At 45.2% G+C, this 18,060-nt stretch carries 23 protein-coding genes and 1 tRNA gene; 3 read left to right on the top strand and 21 right to left on the bottom strand.

The window, feature by feature from the left end; genetic code table 11:
* Positions 1-113: 113 nt before the first annotated feature.
* The 6 genes from ICN10_RS05285 to petA form a co-directional block, all read right to left on the bottom strand.
* Positions 114-189, bottom strand: a tRNA-Thr gene (locus tag ICN10_RS05285).
* Between the two features lie 18 nt (positions 190-207).
* Positions 208-615, bottom strand: coding sequence for a ClpXP protease specificity-enhancing factor (locus tag ICN10_RS05280; RefSeq protein WP_216213358.1), 408 nt, complete (start codon positions 613-615; stop codon positions 208-210).
* A gap of 29 nt (positions 616-644) precedes the next feature.
* Positions 645-1,256, bottom strand: coding sequence for a glutathione S-transferase N-terminal domain-containing protein (locus ICN10_RS05275; protein ID WP_068320223.1), 612 nt, complete (start codon positions 1,254-1,256; stop codon positions 645-647).
* Between the two features lie 95 nt (positions 1,257-1,351).
* Positions 1,352-2,125, bottom strand: a complete 774-nt coding sequence (locus tag ICN10_RS05270; protein WP_370626195.1) for a cytochrome c1 — start codon at positions 2,123-2,125, stop codon at positions 1,352-1,354.
* Positions 2,126-2,156: 31 nt separating this feature from the next.
* Positions 2,157-3,557: a cytochrome bc complex cytochrome b subunit gene (locus ICN10_RS05265; RefSeq protein WP_068320219.1), complete on the bottom strand. Its 1,401-nt coding sequence runs from the start codon at positions 3,555-3,557 to the stop codon at positions 2,157-2,159.
* Positions 3,558-3,567: 10 nt separating this feature from the next.
* Entirely contained in the window at positions 3,568-4,170 is a 603-nt protein-coding gene (gene petA, locus ICN10_RS05260) for a ubiquinol-cytochrome c reductase iron-sulfur subunit (RefSeq protein ID WP_068320216.1), read from the bottom strand.
* Positions 4,171-4,307: 137 nt separating this feature from the next.
* Between petA and mscL the strand changes: the two genes are divergently transcribed.
* Together mscL and ICN10_RS05250 are read left to right on the top strand one after the other, a co-directional pair.
* Complete coding sequence (gene mscL, locus ICN10_RS05255) at positions 4,308-4,730, top strand: large conductance mechanosensitive channel protein MscL (protein ID WP_216213356.1); 423 nt, start codon at positions 4,308-4,310, stop codon at positions 4,728-4,730.
* 88 nt (positions 4,731-4,818) lie between these two features.
* Positions 4,819-6,006, top strand: coding sequence for a Do family serine endopeptidase (locus ICN10_RS05250; RefSeq protein WP_216213354.1), 1,188 nt, complete (start codon positions 4,819-4,821; stop codon positions 6,004-6,006).
* Between the two features lie 33 nt (positions 6,007-6,039).
* Here the strand turns inward: ICN10_RS05250 and ICN10_RS05245 are convergent, their stop codons facing one another.
* The 5 genes from ICN10_RS05245 to ICN10_RS05225 form a co-directional block, all read right to left on the bottom strand.
* Complete coding sequence (locus tag ICN10_RS05245; protein WP_216213341.1) at positions 6,040-6,774, bottom strand: amino acid ABC transporter ATP-binding protein; 735 nt, start codon at positions 6,772-6,774, stop codon at positions 6,040-6,042.
* 24 nt (positions 6,775-6,798) lie between these two features.
* On the bottom strand, positions 6,799-7,467 hold the full coding sequence (locus ICN10_RS05240; RefSeq protein WP_216213338.1) for an amino acid ABC transporter permease: 669 nt from the start codon (positions 7,465-7,467) through the stop codon (positions 6,799-6,801).
* The gene (locus tag ICN10_RS05235; protein ID WP_216213335.1) at positions 7,468-8,259 is read right to left on the bottom strand and encodes an amino acid ABC transporter permease; all 792 of its coding nucleotides are present in this window, start codon (positions 8,257-8,259) and stop codon (positions 7,468-7,470) included.
* A gap of 3 nt (positions 8,260-8,262) precedes the next feature.
* Positions 8,263-9,171, bottom strand: coding sequence for an amino acid ABC transporter substrate-binding protein (locus tag ICN10_RS05230; RefSeq protein WP_216213332.1), 909 nt, complete (start codon positions 9,169-9,171; stop codon positions 8,263-8,265).
* 134 nt (positions 9,172-9,305) lie between these two features.
* Positions 9,306-10,571, bottom strand: coding sequence for a porin (locus tag ICN10_RS05225; RefSeq protein ID WP_216213328.1), 1,266 nt, complete (start codon positions 10,569-10,571; stop codon positions 9,306-9,308).
* Positions 10,572-10,779: 208 nt separating this feature from the next.
* Here ICN10_RS05225 and ICN10_RS05220 point away from each other — a divergent pair, with 208 nt between their 5' ends.
* The gene (locus ICN10_RS05220; protein WP_216213324.1) at positions 10,780-12,243 is read left to right on the top strand and encodes a tetratricopeptide repeat protein; all 1,464 of its coding nucleotides are present in this window, start codon (positions 10,780-10,782) and stop codon (positions 12,241-12,243) included.
* Here ICN10_RS05220 and tatC read toward each other — a convergent pair.
* Genes tatC through hisB form a run of 10 tightly spaced genes read right to left on the bottom strand, consistent with a single transcriptional unit; the run spans position 12,240 to position 17,951 of the window.
* On the bottom strand, positions 12,240-13,022 hold the full coding sequence (gene tatC, locus ICN10_RS05215; protein ID WP_216213320.1) for a twin-arginine translocase subunit TatC: 783 nt from the start codon (positions 13,020-13,022) through the stop codon (positions 12,240-12,242). The genes ICN10_RS05220 and tatC overlap by 4 nt on opposite strands.
* A gap of 39 nt (positions 13,023-13,061) precedes the next feature.
* On the bottom strand, positions 13,062-13,538 hold the full coding sequence (tatB, locus tag ICN10_RS05210) for a Sec-independent protein translocase protein TatB (RefSeq protein WP_216213317.1): 477 nt from the start codon (positions 13,536-13,538) through the stop codon (positions 13,062-13,064).
* 46 nt (positions 13,539-13,584) lie between these two features.
* Positions 13,585-13,806 carry a Sec-independent protein translocase subunit TatA gene (gene tatA, locus ICN10_RS05205; protein ID WP_216213316.1) on the bottom strand — a complete coding sequence of 74 codons (222 nt, stop codon included), beginning with the start codon at positions 13,804-13,806 and terminating at the stop codon, positions 13,585-13,587.
* Between the two features lie 16 nt (positions 13,807-13,822).
* On the bottom strand, positions 13,823-14,179 hold the full coding sequence (locus ICN10_RS05200; RefSeq protein WP_216213313.1) for a histidine triad nucleotide-binding protein: 357 nt from the start codon (positions 14,177-14,179) through the stop codon (positions 13,823-13,825).
* A gap of 34 nt (positions 14,180-14,213) precedes the next feature.
* On the bottom strand, positions 14,214-14,615 hold the full coding sequence (locus tag ICN10_RS05195; protein ID WP_216213310.1) for a phosphoribosyl-ATP diphosphatase: 402 nt from the start codon (positions 14,613-14,615) through the stop codon (positions 14,214-14,216).
* Positions 14,616-14,653: 38 nt separating this feature from the next.
* Complete coding sequence (gene hisI, locus ICN10_RS05190) at positions 14,654-15,067, bottom strand: phosphoribosyl-AMP cyclohydrolase (protein WP_216213307.1); 414 nt, start codon at positions 15,065-15,067, stop codon at positions 14,654-14,656.
* A 52-nt stretch (positions 15,068-15,119) separates the two neighbouring features.
* Entirely contained in the window at positions 15,120-15,878 is a 759-nt protein-coding gene (gene hisF / locus ICN10_RS05185; protein ID WP_068320192.1) for an imidazole glycerol phosphate synthase subunit HisF, read from the bottom strand.
* Positions 15,878-16,639, bottom strand: coding sequence for a 1-(5-phosphoribosyl)-5-[(5-phosphoribosylamino)methylideneamino]imidazole-4-carboxamide isomerase (gene hisA / locus ICN10_RS05180; protein ID WP_216213303.1), 762 nt, complete (start codon positions 16,637-16,639; stop codon positions 15,878-15,880). The genes hisF and hisA overlap by 1 nt, the downstream gene beginning before the upstream one ends.
* A gap of 18 nt (positions 16,640-16,657) precedes the next feature.
* The gene (hisH, locus tag ICN10_RS05175) at positions 16,658-17,314 is read right to left on the bottom strand and encodes an imidazole glycerol phosphate synthase subunit HisH (protein ID WP_216213301.1); all 657 of its coding nucleotides are present in this window, start codon (positions 17,312-17,314) and stop codon (positions 16,658-16,660) included.
* Between the two features lie 49 nt (positions 17,315-17,363).
* Positions 17,364-17,951, bottom strand: coding sequence for an imidazoleglycerol-phosphate dehydratase HisB (gene hisB, locus ICN10_RS05170; RefSeq protein ID WP_215323729.1), 588 nt, complete (start codon positions 17,949-17,951; stop codon positions 17,364-17,366).
* Positions 17,952-18,060 lie beyond the last annotated feature (109 nt).

Here is an 18,060-nt window from a genome sequence, read left to right as displayed (position 1 = left end):
TTTTTGATCTAAGATCAATTGGTGGCGAACTGCAATCACTAGTAATAGAATTATTTATCTATACAAATGAAAAAGGATTTACAGCGGTAGGCTGTAAATCCTTTTTGTATTTTTGGTGCCCCTTGTCCGACTCGAACAGACCACCTACTGATTACAAATCAGTTGCTCTACCAGATGAGCTAAAGGGGCAACGGGATATATTTTAGCCTATTTCACAATCTTCAAGGAAGGTCTTGTCGATTTAGGCTTTTCTGGGGCCCCATCATCAGAATCTGCGATATGTAAATCTCTGGCCTGAGCTGGGTCAAATGGGAAAGACATCCCCTGTCCATTCTCCCTGGCGTAGATTGCCAATACATGACTGACGGGTACCAGGATCTTCCGTGGAACCCCACCAAATCGCGCCTGGAAACTGATCCAGTCGTTTTCCATCTGCAGCTGGTGACAGGCCTCTAAGGAGAGATTCAGAACGATCTCATCATTCTTCACAAACTCCATCGGCACTTCCACCCTAGCATCAACAAATACAGCGATGAAGGGTGTAAAACCAAAATCCGTGCACCACTGATGTAGAGCACGGATTAAATAGGGTTTATTGCTTGGGACGTCAGACATACTGACTGTTAATGAACCGCTGAAACTGCTTAGCGGCGCATTACCTTCTCAGAAGGAGTCAAAGCTTCAATGTATGCAGGCCTGCTGAAAATACGCTCAGCGTATTTCAAGAGAGCAGCAGCATTACGAGAAAGATCGATGCCATAGTGCTCAAGACGCCATAACAAAGGCGCAATTGCAACGTCTAGCATTGAGAACTCATCACCCAACATGTACTTGTTTTTTACAAAAATAGGTGCAAGTTGAGTTAAACGATCACGAATCGCTAAACGCGCTTTTTCATGAACTTTCTCAGCAGCCTTACCTTTTTCGTTCTCCAAAGCAGCCACATGCACAAATAGCTCCTTCTCAAAATTAAAGAGGAAGAGGCGAGCACGTGCACGTGCAACAGGATCAGGCGGCATCAATTGCGGATGAGGAAAACGCTCATCAATATATTCATTGATGATGTTTGATTCATACAAAATTAAATCGCGCTCAACCAAGATAGGAACTTGGCCATATGGGTTCATTACAGAGATGTCTTCTGGCTTATTAAACAAGTCAACATCGCGGATTTCAAAATCCATGCCTTTTTCAAAAAGCACCAAACGGCAGCGTTGCGAGAATGGGCAGTTAGTACCCGAGTACAACACCATCATAAATTTATTTCCTTAAATTTCTACTTCAATACAACAAACGCACAACAGCGTTAAATCTTGTCGCTAATAGACCCCGAAGGGTCTATCACATTCAATTAATGAATATCTTTCCAATAAGCTTTGTTCAAGCGCCAAGCCAAGATTGTGAAGATTGCCAAGAACAAGAGCACGATGACGCCAAGGCGTTTGCGCTCTAACTGGACTGGCTCAGCCATCCATGACATGAAGGCAACCAAGTCGGCCATATTGTCGTCGTACTCCTGCGACTTCATGGTGCCTGGTGTTAACTGTTCAAAGCCTACAAATACTTTCTCCATTCTGCTTTCGTCATGAGGATCTTTACGCTCCTCAAACTTCGCAGCACGCTCACCTTGTAATTGCCAGAGAACATGTGGCATACCAACGTTTGGATATACCAAATTGTTCCACCCAGTTTGGGTAGTGTCATCTTTGTAGAAAGTACGGAAGTAGGTGTAAAGCCAATCAATACCACGTGCACGAGCTTCAACAGATAAATCTGGTGGAGTCTTGCCAAACCATGCTTTACCTTCTTTAGGCGTCATGGAAATGGTCATTAAATCGCCAACCTTAGCGTCCGTCAAAATCAAATTGTCTTTAATTTGCTGGTCAGTCAAGCCGATATCACGCAAGCGGTTGTAACGCATGCTGGTTGCTGAATGGCAATTTAAGCAATAGTTCACAAAAATCTTTGCGCCGTTTTGTAATGAGGCATTGCTACTTACGCGATCAGGGGCTTTGTCTAAAGGAAAGCCTCCTTCACTTGCATTGGCAGTAACACCAAAGCCGAGGGCGGCAACCAATACTGTTGCTTGGCAGACGCCCATCAAAGTTTGCAGAATTCGTTTCATGCTAGTTCCTAGTTTCTCTTTGGTGTCTGAATTAATGGGATTCAAAAGTAACGCGCGTCGGAACTGGCTTGAATGTACCAAGCTTGCTCCAGAAAGGCATTGCCAAGAAAAAGCCCAGATAATAAATCGTACAAATCTGAGAAATCTTTTCAAATACTGGTGATGGTGGCTCGATACCCAAGTAACCCAAGATTACAAAGCTAACGATAAATACACCATAGATATATTTATGAAACTGTGGGCGATAGCGAATGGATTTCACTGGTGACTTATCAAGCCAAGGCAAGAAGAACATGATCACAACAGAACCGCCCATGATCACAACACCCCAGAACTTAGCATCAAAGAAATAGAAGCCTGCAGCCAATACCACTGCAATTGCTGCACAAGCGCCCTTCACTTTTTTATCGCTTGAACTTCTGGCAAACATTCCAAGAATGATGGCCAAGAAGATCCACAACGGCAATAAGAAGTTAGTAGTGGTTGCACGCAACATAGAGTAGAACGGCGTGAAATACCAAACTGGTGCAATGTGTGTCGGAGTGACAAATGGATTCGCTGGAATGAAGTTATTCGCTTCCAAGAAGTATCCGCCCATCTCCGGTGCAAAGAACACGATGCAAGCAAATACCATCAGGAATCCACCCAAGTACATTACGTCATGAACGCTGTAGTAAGGGTGGAATGGAATACCGTCAACTGGGTGACCGTTAGCATCCAAGTTCTCTTTAATTTCTACGCCATCAGGATTGTTTGAACCAACTTCATGCAAAGCAAGAATGTGTGCTGCAACTAAGCCAATCAATACCAATGGAATTGCAATGACGTGGAATGCGAAGAAACGGTTGAGGGTGGCATCACCAACAACATAGTCACCACGCAACCATAAAGATAGATCTGGGCCAATGAGTGGGATTGCGGAGAACAAGTTCACAATCACTTGAGCACCCCAATAGGACATTTGACCCCATGGGAGCAAGTAACCGAAGAACGCCTCGCCCATCAAGCATAAGAAAATTGCGCAACCGAAAATCCAAATCAATTCACGTGGCTTGCGATAGGAACCGTAGATCAAACCACGGAACATATGCATGTAAACCACGACAAAGAACATCGAGGCGCCAGTTGAGTGCATGTAGCGAATCAACCAACCCCATGGTACTTCGCGCATGATGTATTCAACAGACTCAAATGCTTTAGCTGCATCTGGTTTGTAGTTCATTACCAAGAAAATGCCGGTAATGATTTGAATTGCTAAAACAACGATCGCTAATGCGCCAAAGATGTAGAAAAAATTCAGGTTCTTAGGAGCATAGTACTCACTCATGTGACGCTTAAATGCGTCTGTAACAGGCAAACGTGAGTCAACCCATGCCATTAGCTTTACTGCGGCTGACGCGTCTGCAGGAACTTCTTTTTCGTGAAATGCCATTTATCTCTCCTTAGGCCTTCTTATCTTCGCCAACCAGAATCTTGGTATCGCTCAGGTACATATGTGGCGGTACTTCCATGTTGTCTGGGGCTGGTTTGTTTTTGAATACGCGGCCTGCCATATCGAAAGTAGAACCATGACATGGGCAAAGGAAGCCACCTGGCCAATTATTTGGCAAGGAAGGCTGGGCACCTGATTCGAATTTAGCTGTAGGAGAGCATCCCAAGTGCGTACAAATTCCAACAACCACAAGGTACTCAGGCTTAATAGAACGCCACTGATTTTGGGCATAAGGAGGTGTAAATTGAGCTGGATCACGCAATGAATCTGGATCAGCTAATTCGCCATCAATCTTGGATAACTCAGCAACCTGCTCAGGGGTGCGACGCACTACCCAAACTGGCTTACCGCGCCATTCAACCATTCTCATCTCGTCTGGCTGCATACCAGCGATATCGATTTCAACAGCTGCGCCAGCGGCTTTAGCACGCTCGGAAGGCTCAAAACTGTCCACAAAAGGGTAAAGGGCTGCGGCTGCACCTACGCCACCAACCGCCGATGTGGCGATCAGCCAGTTGCGGCGATCCTTGTCCATACAGGGCTTGTCACTCATTTACAAAATTCCTAAAAAGGGTATTTATGGGTGGAAATTGCTTAAAGATAGGATTTTAAAGTAAAAAGTGGGGTAAGCAAGAAAGTTATGGGGTTAATCTCGGGTTAATCTGGATCTAAGTTAAAAGGAAGGCATTTATGAGCGTTTTAAAGGAATTTCGGGACTTTGCCGTAAAAGGCAATGTAGTTGATTTGGCGGTCGGCGTGATTATTGGCGGGGCTTTCGGGAAAATCGTCGATTCCCTGGTAAATGACATCGTTATGCCGGTGATTTCAAGCCTTTTAGGGGGCCATATCGACTTTACAAACCTTTTTATCGTCCTTGGCCGCATCCCAGAGGGTGTTCCTAGAACCTTTGACGCCCTCAAAAAGGCCGGAGTGCCAATTTTTGCCTATGGCAACTTCATCACCATTTCGATCAATTTCATTCTTTTGGCCTTTGTCATCTTTCAAATGGTTAAGGTGGTTAACAAGATTCGCATCATGGATGCACTGCCGCCGCCACCCGTTCCAGAAGATGTGGTTTTGCTTCGCGAGATTCGCGATAGTCTAAAAAAATAAATTTATTAAATAGGATTTATGGAAAGCAAAGTGTGCGGAAAGAAATAATTTTTCTCATTAAACAGACTTATATCCAAAACACCTTTCCATGAATTACTCTCTCCAAAAATATTGGCTCGTCTTTGCGCAAGCTGTCACTGTGATGTTGGCAGCTTTATTTGTTGTTGCCACCCTAAAACCAGAATGGCTTTCAGAGTCAAGGGTTGCTTCTTTGGTAAACACCGCATCACTCAAGGAGAGTGACTACGATGGCCAGCTAAGCCCAGGCTCTTATCACGATGCAGTAAAGCGCTCAATGCCTGCGGTAGTCAATATTTTTACGAGCAAAGGAAGCGGCAAACCCAAGGCCCGTAAAGGCGCCAGCCCGAATTCGGCTGACCCACTATTTAAATTTTTCTTTGGAGACCAACCGCCTGAGGAAGAGCCTAGCTCAAGTTTAGGCTCTGGTGTACTGGTAAGTCCTGAAGGTTACATCCTCACCAATCATCATGTGATTAGTGATGCAGATGAAATAGATGTCGCTTTATCAGATGGCAGAAAAGTGAAAGCTCAAGTTATTGGTAGCGATCCTGAAACCGATATTGCCGTATTAAAAATAGAAGCAAAACAATTGCCCGCTCCAATTACGCTTGGCAAAGTTGAGTCGGTGCATATTGGTGATGTAGTGCTTGCTATCGGCAATCCATTTGGGGTTGGTCAAACCGTTACCTCTGGAATTGTTTCTGCACTAGGCCGAGATCATGTTGGCATTAATACCTTTGAAAACTTTATTCAAACGGATGCTGCAATCAACCCGGGAAATTCTGGTGGTGCATTAATTGATACCCGCGGGAACCTTATTGGCATCAACACAGCGATTTACTCAAATAATGGTGGCTCCATGGGCATTGGATTTGCCATTCCCGTAAACCTCGCCAAACAGGTCATGGAGTCGATTCTGACCAATGGCAGCGTTACTAGAGGCTGGATTGGGGTTGAGCCACAAAACCTCTCTAAAGAGCTCCTGGAGTCTCTGGGCTTACCTGCCAGGACTCAAGGCGTATTGCTCTCAGGAGTGCTTGAGGGGGGTCCTGCGGCGAAGGGTGGGGTCAAACCGGGTGACGTACTAATCACCGTCAACGGCAATCCCACCAAAGACGTCAGGCAGCTTTTAAATCAAATTGCACAGATTGCTCCAGGCAATGATGCAAAGCTCAAAATTCTTCGCAAAGATAAAGAGCTTGAGTTAACGGTACAAACTGGGAAACGACCAAAACCCAAAAAGATGACGCAGTAAAAGCTAGTTATATTTGCAGTGAGGGCTACGCACTTAACTCACCAAAATTTTGGATAAGAACTCTTTAGCCCTTGGTGAGCGCAGCTCTGGATTGGCAAAGAATTCTTCTTTGCTGCAATCTTCAACAATCCGCCCCTGATCCATGAAGATCACACGATGACTCACCTTTTTAGCAAAGCCCATCTCGTGGGTAACGCAACACATGGTCATACCTTCATTTGCTAGCTTGACCATAACATCCAATACTTCACCGACCATCTCGGGATCTAATGCAGAAGTAGGCTCATCAAACAACATCACAATCGGATCCATGCTCAAGGCTCTAGCAATCGCAACACGCTGTTGCTGACCACCAGACAGCTGCCCTGGAAATTTGTCTTTCTGAGCAAGCAGTCCGACACGCTCTAAATATTTAAGACCATGCTGATTAGCTTCGTCAGCTGTGCGCCCCAAGACCTTCATCTGTGCCAGCGTTAAGTTCTCCGTAACACTCAAATGTGGGAAAAGCTCAAAATGCTGAAACACCATGCCAACACGAGCACGAAGTTGAGGCAGGTTAGTTTTTGGATCATGAATACTTATCCCATCGACCACAATCTCACCTTTTTGAAACGGCTCTAAAGCATTGATGGTTTTAATCAGAGTGGATTTGCCTGAGCCTGAAGGCCCGCAAATAACTACCACCTCACCCTTCTGGATAGAGGTACTGCAATCACTTAATACCTGGAAGGATCCGTACCATTTCGATACATTGCGAAGTTCAATCATGATTTTTTAATGGCTCAGAAGTGTTTAGCGGATGATGGCAACTTTAGCTTGAATCTTACGAACCGCTTTTGAAAGTGAAAAGCAAATTACAAAATAAGTAATGGCAGCCAAGACATAAGTTTCAATGGGCCGGCCATAATTTTTGCCGGCGATTTCGAAACCCTTCAGTAAGTCATATGCTCCGATTGCATAAACGAGTGAGGTATCTTGAAACAAAATAATTGTTTGCGTCATGAAAACTGGAATCATGTTTCTAAAGGCTTGTGGCAACACAATGAATCGCATATTTTGACCATAGGTCATACCCAAGGCTTCTGCCGCATAAGCCTGACCTCTTGGTACCGACTGAATTCCAGCTCGAACAATTTCAGAAAAAAAGGCCGCCTCAAATGCGATGAAAGTAATGGTTGCCGAGAGGTCTGCGCCTATAGGACGACCAATCAGCATCGGGATCAATAAAAAGAACCACAGGATCACCATTACCAGTGGAATTGAGCGCATAGTGTTGACATAAAACGTAGCGGGATAAACCAAGACAGACTTGCCCGATAAACGCATTAAGGCCAAGATAGTGCCAACAACAATACCACCAATAGTAGCAATCACCGTTAACTGCACACTGAAGAGCAAGCCCTTCAAAATATAGTTTGTGAACAACTCCCAGTTATAGAAGCTCAGGTCGAGTTCAAACATTTAGTGAGCCACTCCCGCTTCACTTGCCTGGGTGATGAAACCCGGAATGCGCGACCTCTTTTCTATCAGAGCCATTAAACGATTCACCGCAAATGCTGAAGAAGCGTATAGCAAAGTTACGGCCAAATAGATTTCGACACCATGTGAGGTTTCTTCCTGCGCCTGCATCGCAAATAGCGTGAGCTCCGGCACTGAAACTGCGAATGCAACCGATGAATTTTTAATGAGATTCATGCTCTCAGAAGTTAATGGCGGGATCACAATCCGCAAAGCCATAGGCAAGATGACGTAACGATAACTTTGAGTGGTTGTTAAACCCAAAGCAGTAGCAGCCATGCGCTGGCCGCTTGGCAGAGCCTGAATACCCGCTCTAACTTGTTCAGCAATTCGTGCGGAAGTAAAAAAACCTAAAGCAATGCTAACTAACCAATAGGACGGCAGCGCCTTCAAGGGCAAAACAAATGCAGGGATGACGTGATACCAAAGAAATACCTGCACAAGAATGGGAATGTTTCTAAAAAGCTCGACCCAAGCCGTAGATAAACGGATGAGCCATTTATTTAATGAGCCCGTCTCAGGCAAAGTGCGTAAGGTACCCATAACGACACCAATCAGCAGCGCAATAGCCAAGCTCAAGCCTGCAACCGCCAAGGTCCATCCCCAGGCTTTTACGAGCCAATCGAGATAACTAGGATCTGCGTTCTGACCTAGGCCGAAAATTGAAGAGATGCAGTGGTCGACCACATCTCCATCCAAGGTGCTTTTACAAAAAACACCTAAATCTAAAGCCATAAATTATTTCTTTTGATAATCTTCAGCGGGCTTGTCATTCAGATTGGCCCAGGCATTTTTAGTGGCAGGAGACAACTCAAGACCAACCACGATGTTCTTCGGCGGAATAGGCGATAAGAACCATTTATTCCACAGCTTAGGCATATTGCCATTCTTCACAATCTTGGCGATTGCCTCATTTACTGCAGCCTTGAACTCTGGATCATCCTTACGAACCATAATCGCAATAGGCTCTGTGCTTAATACCTCACCAACAATCTTGTAATCCTTTGGATTTTTGGAATTAGCGATATTGCCGGCCAATATAGAGCTATCCATCACAAAGGCATCGGCACGGCCAGACTCAAGCAACAAGAAGCTATCTGCATGATCTTTACCAAAGACTTCATCAAAATTTACGCCATTGGCTTTTTCATGTTTACGCAGCAACTGCACTGATGTCGTACCAGTAGTAGTGGCTACTTTTTTCCCTGCTAGTTGAGAAATAGAATTAATACCCGAGTTTGACTTCACAGCAATCCGCACCTCTTCTACATACAAGGTATTAGCGAAACCGACGTCTTTAACACGGGCAGCGTTGTTAGTGGTGGTGCCGCATTCGATATCAATGGTGCCATTCTGCATTAAGGGTACGCGGTTTTGAGAGGTCACCGGTTGATAGTTAATGCGAAGCGCATTCAAACCCAACTTGTCTTTAATGTCACCCAAAATCATGCGGCAAATCTCAACGTGATAGCCATCAAAGCGACTGTCTCCAGTCGTGTAGGACATTGGAATAGACGACTCACGAACGCCCATAGTGATGTTGCCAGAGGATTTGATTTTGTCCAGAGTCGGAGAGGCTGCGTAAAGAGCGGGCACAGAAAGAATGCATGCGCATACAAAGGCAGCGCGTATTGCTGGAATTTTCATTGGGAGTCCTATAAAACTATTGGCACATGACCATTCTACGATTAATCAAAATCCAAAGAAAAAAACCCGCTGTGTTTCCACAGCGGGTAATTTAATGCATTACTAATTTTTAACTAGCTTACGCTAGCGTCAAATTAGAAAGTGTGACGTACGCCAACAGCGTAGTTGCTACCGCCGTAGCTAGTAGAAACTGCTGCAGCACCGTTACCAACAGTACCGTTAGAAGTTTGAGTCTGACCGTAGATAGCATACAAGTTAGTACGCTTGCTCAAGTAGTAGTTAGAACCCAACTGCCAGCCGTTAAAGTTAACTGTTGGAGCACCAACGCCAAACTCGTTACCTTTACCCATACCGATGCTTGCCCAACCTTCGATTGTTGGAGTGATGTAGCTACGAACACCGATCTGCTCAGCGTTACGCTTGATGTAGTTGCCGCTGTTTTGTTGAACAGAAGCTTTACGAGCTACGTATTGAGCGTATGCCTTCAAGATACCGAAGTCATAAGTTGCACCAGCGTAGAACTGGTTATCTCTGATGTTAGAGCCACCAGTTGCTGCGCTCCAAATAGCTGGAGTTGGTGAAGTAACAGTAGCACCGTTTGCTGCTGTAGTTGTTACAACAGTAGCGTTGTCATTCTTAGATGTAAATGCTTGGTAAGCAGCAGTTACATAGAATTTTTGCAGTGTGTAGTTAGCATTCAAGCCCCAACCATTTTGGTTAGTCAAGCCACCAGTAGTAGTGGTTGTGTTACCAACAGTAGTTGTTGTTTGTGTATCGTTTCTGTTATTTGCTACCAACATTGCACCAGCGCTAAAGCCAGCAAAGTTGTCAGATTGCAAAGTCAATGTGTTAGCTGTACGTACAGTGTAAGAAACTGTTGTACCGCTAGTTGCGCTATCAGCAGTAGGAGCAGCTGCGCTACCAGAAGCACGTGGGTAAATAACGTTACCCATCATGTTGTTTGTTTGACCTGGGTCAGTAGCAGCTACAGCATTGTGAATACCTGTGTACTGAGTACCAACTGCACCCATACCAAGACCATTCTTTTTCAAACCAACGAATGCTTGACGTGTAGAACCAGGCATTACTGTAGTACCAGTAGAAGGAGCCAAATCAACTTCAACTGTGAACAATGCTGAAGTACCGCCACCTAAATCTTCAGTACCTTTAAAACCTAAACGGCTTGACTGCTCAGCAGACTGACCGAATTGGTTACCAGTAGACTTCAATGAGCCGTTGGCTGTTGTAGGTGCTGTAGTACGGTTAGCAGATGTAGAAGCACGTGTGTTCTCACCGATGTAACCAACGTCCAAGATACCGTAAACGGTTACGCTGGACTGAGCTTGAGCAGCAGATGCAAATGCACCGATTGCTGCGATTGCTAATAGCGATTTTTTCATTCTTTAAATCTCCAAAAATTAAAAGTAATGCCCAAATAAAACTGGGACCTACGAATTTTGCTTCTTTTGCACCACTAGACTGGGGGTCAGGGTATTTAGGAGCTCTTTTTGCTTGTCAAAAGGTAGTTTTTTGGCTTTCTTCGTTGTATCTCGGCAACAAGACCCCTCTTTTCTGTCTTTTATGGGCTCTAGATGCCAAAATTGTCATATGGCAAGCCGCGAATTCTTAAAAATCCTGAGTTCAGCCCGATTGGGTGATGTTTCTGCACAACAAAATCTTGCTCAAGCCTACTTAACTGGGGCATTTAAAACCCCCATTCAGCCTGCTAACGCATTGATTTGGCTAGAAAAATCCTATTTTTCCATTACAAATCAGACACTTGAGAATCAAAGCTCAAGTAGCGCTGAAATTTTTAAGGTCTTAACGCAAGTTGCCAGCATTCCACTGGTCGAAACCTTTAATTCACCTGCATTTGGCTTTGGCTGGGATTCTTTTTGGAGGCTTGCTGAGTCCAATGAAGACTTAGAACGCTCCTCTGCAGCCAAATGGCAACTCGTCAACTTATTAGTCAATCCACAACATCAAGAAATTCAGCCGCAACTTTCTGATTGGCTTAAAAAAGCGAGCGCCATTACTTCGGTTGAGAAGATTTCTGGCTTAGATGTTGGCAGCCTTCAAAAAATTGCTAAGCAATATTTAACTGAACTAGCGGAAGGCAGCTCTACTTTTGCAGTGAATGCAAAAGAATTACTCATCAAACTCCAACCCAAAAATGAAGCGCTCTCCTCTTTGTGGAAAGTTTGGCTAGATGAGCAAAATGAGGATGCCTTAACTCGAGCAGCTGAACTTGGCTTAACCATTGCTAAGCTAACTTTGGGTTTACGTCTTGCGCAACTAGATGACAGAGTTGAAGTAGCGGAAACTAAATCCAATGCCTCCCTTAAGAAAGCAGCGCATTGGTTAGAGCTTGCTGCTAAGGATGGTGATCGAGATGCTTGGTATGCACTCGGTGAAATTTATCGGCGCCCACAATTTTCTGGATACAACGCTGCGGAAAGTGATCGCTGCTTTGATCGCGCTGCTGACCTTGGTCACGCTCAAGCACAACTTCGCAAAGGCGCCAATCTTTGGCGTAAGCGTGAAAAGTCAGAAGAAAAAGTTCGTGGGTTACAGGCTTCTTACTGGGTTTGGCAAGCCCAACAGCAAGGCGTAGCAGAGGCAAAGGAATTGCTCAGCAAAATTTTGGAGAGTTGTCCAAATCCTAAAAAGAATGAGTGGTTTGAGTTGGCGCGATACGCTGAGCAAGCACTAAATCATCATGCCGAGCACAAGCTCGACGAAGACTGGCTACTACTTTGTCATCGCATCATCATTGCCAATCAATTTAATTTCAGCAAAGCAGAACTATTGTTATGCGAAGTTGGACAACTACAACACGAACATTGCGTAGTTGTGGATATTCGCTGGGAACTACCAAAGATATTGCCGAGATTGATTCAGATCGAAACCATTCAGCAACGCCGAGCCCTACTAGCAGCTGGCAAAGCCTTTGCCGGTACAGAAATGGATCTTGAAGGCAATCTTCGTCAAAGGCGTTATCGCTTTGATCGCGTTACAGACTGGTTAAAGACGACCTTTGCAAATCAGGTCGTCGATGCAGAAGCCAATTAAGCTGCAGAACCCTCTGCCTTAACCTCATCCTCTGATGGCTTGGGCACATAGAAGCGCGCAATAAATAGCCCTAATTCATAGAGGAGAGTCATCGGTACCGCTAGAAGCAGTTGCGAAAGAACGTCTGGAGGAGTCACAACTGCTGAGATCACAAAAGCGCCCACAATCACGTAAGGACGAATCTCTCTCAGCTTTGCTAAAGGCACCATACCCATGCGTACCAAAACAACTACCACTACAGGCACCTCAAAAGTAATACCAAAAGCCAAAAAGGTATTCATAGCAAAGCCAAGGTATTTATCGATGTCAGTAGACATCTCAGCACCCAATGGCGCGTTGTAGCTAGCCATAAAGTTAAATACGGTTGGGAATACCAAGAAATAGGCAAAAGCCATGCCAAAAATAAATAGGCTATAGCTACTCACCACCAAAGGCAGAATGAGTTTTCTTTCATGCAGATAGAGACCAGGCGCTATGAAAGCCCAGAGTTGATACATCACTACAGGCAATGCAATCAAGAAAGCAACCAGCATGGTTACCTTCATCGGCACAAAGAAGGAACCAGTAACATCGGTCACTATCATCTTGCCGCCTGCTGGTAATGACTCAAGCAAAGGCTGCGCAAACAAATGAAAAATATCAGGCGCCCAATAAACCAAACATACGAAGACGACAATAATTGCAATCGCCGATTTAATTACGCGATCACGTAATTCAAATAAGTGGGATAGAAATGTTTCTTGTAATCCCGAGTCTTCAGTTGAATTCTTATCAGTCATGCGTTGATGTTTTTATTCTTTTGCTTTTCAGTATTATTTTTATTTGCTAGCGCTGTGATGAAAGCGCTTCATTCTGGCTGCGCCAGATTGCACGCGAGTACGAATACCCGCAGATCGCTTAAACCAAACCGGCCTTGCAGCACGGCGTACTCCCCAGCTATTACGGCCTTGGCGCTTGCTTTTGCGAAGGACCTCTTTTTCATCAAGCGGCGGCTTTTCAAAGTTGGTCTCAAAGATATCGGCTTGATCGCTTAAGTTAGCACCCGCCTCTTGAACAGTCGAACCAATGCTATTTTCAACTTCTTTGAGAGTGGCAGTAGTTTCTTCTCGAAACTTTTTAAACTCTTCTACTTCCATCTGACGGTTGACTTCAGATTTAACATCAGCCATATAGCGTTGTGCACGCCCAAACAAATTACCTGCCATACGAGCAACTTTTGGCAAGCGCTCTGGTCCAACTACGACCAAAGCAACTACAGCAATCAGCGCAAGCTTTGAAACTCCGAGATCAATCATTTAACGCAATTATTTAAATGCAGCATGAGTTTCTATCGTGCATTAATTACTTGTTTACGTCTTTTGCTTGAACATCAACAGTCTTTTCTGTTGCGGCAGCAGTTTGCTGGATTTGCTCTTTAGGTTCTTCGCCTGGCTTCATACCATCTTTAAAACCCTTAACAGCACCACCCAAGTCTTGACCGATGTTGCGCAATTTCTTGGTACCGAATACCAACATCACGATCACCAAAACAATTAACCAATGCCAAATGCTAAATGAACCCATCTTTAATCTCCTTGGATTATTTTTTCCAGGGGCGGGGACCGCCCATCACATGCAAGTGCAAGTGATAAACCTCCTGCCCACCATCCGCGCCATTATTCACCATCAATCTAAAGCCGCCATCCTTACCAGGACGGCAACCCTGTTCTTTGGCAAGACGGGGCGCTAATTCCATCATTCTACCCAGCAAAGGGATATCTGCGCTTTCCGAAGACTCCAACATGGGTATATGTTTTTTAGGAATCATCAAAAAATGGATAGGCGCTGCCGGATTAATATCTTTAAAAGCGTAGATTTCCTCATCCTCATAAACCTTCTGGGAGGGGATTAAACCTTGTGAAATCTTGCAAAACAGGCAATTTGGATCGTGTGACATGCTGATTCCGTAGTTATTTCAGAGTATTTCGTGATTACTCTTTGCCGGCAGCTTTTCTGGCCGCCTTCTCTTCAATACCCGAAGTTCCCAGACGACGATCAAGCTCGGCGATAACATCTTCTGGACGCAAATTGAATTGAGACAGAGCAATTAGGCAGTGAAACCATAAATCAGCCATCTCACCCACTAGCAACTTTTGCTGGTCAGGCGCCAAATTAGAGTTACGCACATCCTTGGCAGCCATGACCGCTTCAGTCGCTTCCTCGCCAATCTTCTTCAAAATTCCATCATCACCCTTCGAAAAGAGTAAGGCGGTATAGGAGGTTTTGGGATCTGCTTGGCCTGCCTTAAACGCATCACGACGTTGATCGACCACATCAGCCAAATGGGCTAATGCTGAGTCCAAATTAGAGGGTTTGTTTGCAGAACTAGTCATAGGATCATTTTATGTCTTTTGTAAGAAGGTCTTTGTTATTACTTCTTACTCTTGGACTCATCAACCCAAGCGGCTTTTGCAGAGTCCCACTGCAAAAAGAAGCAGCTATGTTCCCCTGTATGGCAAGCAATGCCATCTTTTTGCTCAACCAATAGCAAAATCGTGTCGCCATCACAATCCAGACGAATTTCTTTTACCTTTTGAGTGTGGCCAGACTCTTCACCTTTGTGCCATAACTTCTGCCTTGAGCGTGTCCAGTAGACTGCCTCGCCCAAACGCAATGTTTCCAGAAGAGCATCGCGGTTCATCCAAGCCATCATCAAGATATCTTTGCTACCGACCTCTTGTGCGATTGCTGGAACTAAACCTTGCTCATTCCACGTCACAGCATCAAGCCATGAACCAGCCTGCAGATTTTGAACGGGTGTAAAAGTGCTTTGAGAATTGCTCATACCTAAACTTTACAGGCAATGGTTCAAACTTAGTAAAAAGTCTGAATTCGGTTTAAATCCGAACCGGGATTCCTTGGGCGGCCATATATTCCTTTGCCTGGCCAACGGTGTACTCACCATAATGAAAGATGCTGGCAGCCAAGACTGCATCTGCATGGCCTTTGGTAATGCCATCAACCAAATGCTGCAAATTACCAACTCCGCCAGAAGCAATAACCGGCACTGAAACCGCATCACTTACAGCTGCAGTAAGAGCCAAATCAAAACCATCTTTGCTACCGTCACGATTCATGCTGGTTAACAAAATCTCACCGGCACCACGCTTAGCAACTTCTTTAGCCCACTCCACTACATCCATGCCAGTAGCTGTTCTGCCGCCGTGGGTAAATACTTCCCAATTACCTGCTTCTGTTTGCTTGGCATCAATCGCCACCACAATGCATTGAGAGCCGTAATACGCAGCCGCATCAGAAACCAAATCTGGATTAGCAACTGCGGAGGAATTCATGCTGACTTTATCTGCGCCAGCGTTGAGTAAGCGTCGCACATCAGCAACCGCACGCACGCCGCCGCCAACAGTCAGCGGAATAAATACCTGTGATGCCACATCCTCAATGATGTGCAGAATCAGATCGCGCCCATCAGATGTTGCGGTAATGTCTAAGAAGGTCAGTTCGTCTGCGCCTTGCGTGTTGTATCTTTTTGCAATTTCGACAGGGTCACCTGCATCGCGCAGACCAACAAAGTTCACACCTTTAACTACACGCCCCGCAGTAACATCGAGACAAGGAATAATGCGCTTGGTTAACACTAGATAATTTTCTTTTTATATTTGAGTGTTAACTCATCAGCATATTTTTGTGCAGTGGCGAGATCGAGATCGCCAGCATAAATAGAGCGGCCAGCAATCACGCCCATCACACCCTCTTCCTCTGCTTTACAGAGTGCATCGATATCTTGATTATTCGATAAGCCGCCACTCGCGATTACCGGAATACGAATGGCTTGGGCCAACTTCACAGTGGCATCAATGTTCACGCCTTTGAGCATGCCATCGCGCCCAATATCGGTGTAGATAATGGCTTCAACGCCCCAGTCTTCAAATTTCTTAGCAAGATCAATCACTTCATGACCGGTGATTTTGCTCCAACCATCCGTAGCTACTTTGCCATCACGGGCATCTAAACCAACCATGACATGGCCAGGGAATGCCGTACAAGCATCTTGTACAAAACCAGGGTTCTTCACTGCTGCAGTGCCAATAATGACGGTACTGATTCCGTCGTCCAACAAACGCTCAATCGTTTCGAGATCACGAATACCGCCACCCAACTGCACAGGAATCTCATTACCTACAGCCTTGAGAATAGATTTAATGGCAGACTCGTTTTTTAACTTGCCAGCAAAGGCGCCATTTAGATCCACCAAGTGCAAGCGACGCGCACCTTTGCTAATCCAATGCGCTGCCATTGCGCCAGGGTCTTCAGAAAAAACCGTAGCCTTATCCATATCACCTTGTTCGAGTCGAACACAGTGGCCGTCTTTTAGATCAATTGCGGGAATCAGCAGCATAGCAAAGAGTAATAAATATTAAGGTTGCCAAGAAACAAAATTTTGATAAAGCTTTAATCCGTATTCTGCACTTTTTTCTGGATGAAATTGAGTTGCAAAAATATTATCTCGCGCCACTGCAGAAGTAAACCAATCGCCATATTCAGAAGAACCAGCAATATCCTCATTGCGCTGCGGCACAACATAGTAGCTGTGTACAAAATAAAAACTGGTCAAATCTGGGATACCAGACCAAAGGGGGTGTTTTTGATCCTGACGGACCTGATTCCAACCCATATGCGGTACTTTAAAAGCAGATCCATCTGGCTGCTTCTTGCCAGCCAAATCAAAACGGCGCACTTCACCAGGAATCAAGCCCAAGCACGGTGTCCATTGCTCAGTGGCACGAACCTCGGCACTTCTATCAAATAGCATTTGCTCGCCAACGCAAACACCTAAGAGCGGCTTGCTTTTAGACGCCTCTATCAAGGCCTCTAATAAACCGGACTCTTGTAGGTGCTTCATGCAATCTGGCATCGCGCCCTGACCTGGCAAAACCACACGATCAGCAGCACGAATCTCTTCAGGCTGATGTGCAATCAGAACATTGTCATTGGGTGCGACATGATGAAATGCCTGATATACAGAACGGAGATTGCCCATTCCATAATCAACGATCGCAATGGTTTGCGCCAAAATTGAGCCTATCTTTGCTGTTATCTAACGGGCAACTAGATGATCTAGATTAGAGGCTGCCTTTGGTTGAAGGAATAGAGCCGGATGCACGTGGATCTACCGCCAAGGCCATACGCAACGCGCGACCAAAAGCCTTGAACACTGTTTCAATCTGATGATGCGCATTAATGCCACGCAAGTTATCGATGTGCAAAGTCACTCCAGCATGGTTCACAAAACCACGGAAGAACTCAATGCTGAGATCAACATCAAAATCACCGACGCGAGCACGGGTAAATGGAACATTGAATTCCAAACCAGGGCGTCCTGAGAAATCGATCACAACACGGGAGAGAGTTTCATCCAAAGGCACATAAGAGTGGCCATAACGGGTAATACCAGCCTTATCACCTACCGCTTTGGCAAAGGCTTGGCCCAAGGTAATACCCACATCTTCAACAGTGTGGTGATCATCAATATGGGTATCGCCATTGGCAACCACTTTGAGGTCTATCATGCCGTGGCGGGCAATTTGATCCAACATATGGTCGAGGAAAGGAACTCCGGAGGCTAGCTCAGCCTTACCGGTACCATCTAAATTGATGGAAATCTGAATTTTGGTTTCCGAAGTGTTTCGGGTAACGTCGGCTTGCCGCATGCTTCATTGCGCCGCGAGGCGAAGTGTTGATTGAAGCCTCATAATATCATTCCTAGAGAAGATATAAATATCGATATTGCAGCACTTTCATCCCGATTTTTGACCTGAG

It is taken from the genome of Polynucleobacter sp. 86C-FISCH, assembly GCF_018882415.1.
Classification (GTDB): domain Bacteria; phylum Pseudomonadota; class Gammaproteobacteria; order Burkholderiales; family Burkholderiaceae; genus Polynucleobacter.
Note: the sequence above shows the minus strand (reverse complement) of the source record. Positions and strands in the feature narration are given on the sequence as shown.

Excerpts from the sequence above, each read along its gene's own strand:
- ICN10_RS05280 (WP_216213358.1), bottom strand. The coding sequence starts at position 615 with ATGTCTGACGTCCCAAGCAATAAACCCTATTTAATCCGTGCTCTACAT.
- ICN10_RS05275 (WP_068320223.1), bottom strand. The coding sequence starts at position 1,256 with ATGATGGTGTTGTACTCGGGTACTAACTGCCCATTCTCGCAACGCTGC.
- ICN10_RS05270 (WP_370626195.1), bottom strand. The coding sequence starts at position 2,125 with ATGAAACGAATTCTGCAAACTTTGATGGGCGTCTGCCAAGCAACAGTA.
- ICN10_RS05265 (WP_068320219.1), bottom strand. The coding sequence starts at position 3,557 with ATGGCATTTCACGAAAAAGAAGTTCCTGCAGACGCGTCAGCCGCAGTA.
- petA (WP_068320216.1), bottom strand. The coding sequence starts at position 4,170 with ATGAGTGACAAGCCCTGTATGGACAAGGATCGCCGCAACTGGCTGATC.
- mscL (WP_216213356.1), top strand. The coding sequence starts at position 4,308 with ATGAGCGTTTTAAAGGAATTTCGGGACTTTGCCGTAAAAGGCAATGTA.
- ICN10_RS05250 (WP_216213354.1), top strand. The coding sequence starts at position 4,819 with ATGAATTACTCTCTCCAAAAATATTGGCTCGTCTTTGCGCAAGCTGTC.
- ICN10_RS05245 (WP_216213341.1), bottom strand. The coding sequence starts at position 6,774 with ATGATTGAACTTCGCAATGTATCGAAATGGTACGGATCCTTCCAGGTA.
- ICN10_RS05240 (WP_216213338.1), bottom strand. The coding sequence starts at position 7,467 with ATGTTTGAACTCGACCTGAGCTTCTATAACTGGGAGTTGTTCACAAAC.
- ICN10_RS05235 (WP_216213335.1), bottom strand. The coding sequence starts at position 8,259 with ATGGCTTTAGATTTAGGTGTTTTTTGTAAAAGCACCTTGGATGGAGAT.
- ICN10_RS05230 (WP_216213332.1), bottom strand. The coding sequence starts at position 9,171 with ATGAAAATTCCAGCAATACGCGCTGCCTTTGTATGCGCATGCATTCTT.
- ICN10_RS05225 (WP_216213328.1), bottom strand. The coding sequence starts at position 10,571 with ATGAAAAAATCGCTATTAGCAATCGCAGCAATCGGTGCATTTGCATCT.
- ICN10_RS05220 (WP_216213324.1), top strand. The coding sequence starts at position 10,780 with ATGGCAAGCCGCGAATTCTTAAAAATCCTGAGTTCAGCCCGATTGGGT.
- tatC (WP_216213320.1), bottom strand. The coding sequence starts at position 13,022 with ATGACTGATAAGAATTCAACTGAAGACTCGGGATTACAAGAAACATTT.
- tatB (WP_216213317.1), bottom strand. The coding sequence starts at position 13,538 with ATGATTGATCTCGGAGTTTCAAAGCTTGCGCTGATTGCTGTAGTTGCT.
- tatA (WP_216213316.1), bottom strand. The coding sequence starts at position 13,806 with ATGGGTTCATTTAGCATTTGGCATTGGTTAATTGTTTTGGTGATCGTG.
- ICN10_RS05200 (WP_216213313.1), bottom strand. The coding sequence starts at position 14,179 with ATGTCACACGATCCAAATTGCCTGTTTTGCAAGATTTCACAAGGTTTA.
- ICN10_RS05195 (WP_216213310.1), bottom strand. The coding sequence starts at position 14,615 with ATGACTAGTTCTGCAAACAAACCCTCTAATTTGGACTCAGCATTAGCC.
- hisI (WP_216213307.1), bottom strand. The coding sequence starts at position 15,067 with ATGAGCAATTCTCAAAGCACTTTTACACCCGTTCAAAATCTGCAGGCT.
- hisA (WP_216213303.1), bottom strand. The coding sequence starts at position 16,639 with ATGCTGCTGATTCCCGCAATTGATCTAAAAGACGGCCACTGTGTTCGA.
- hisB (WP_215323729.1), bottom strand. The coding sequence starts at position 17,951 with ATGCGGCAAGCCGACGTTACCCGAAACACTTCGGAAACCAAAATTCAG.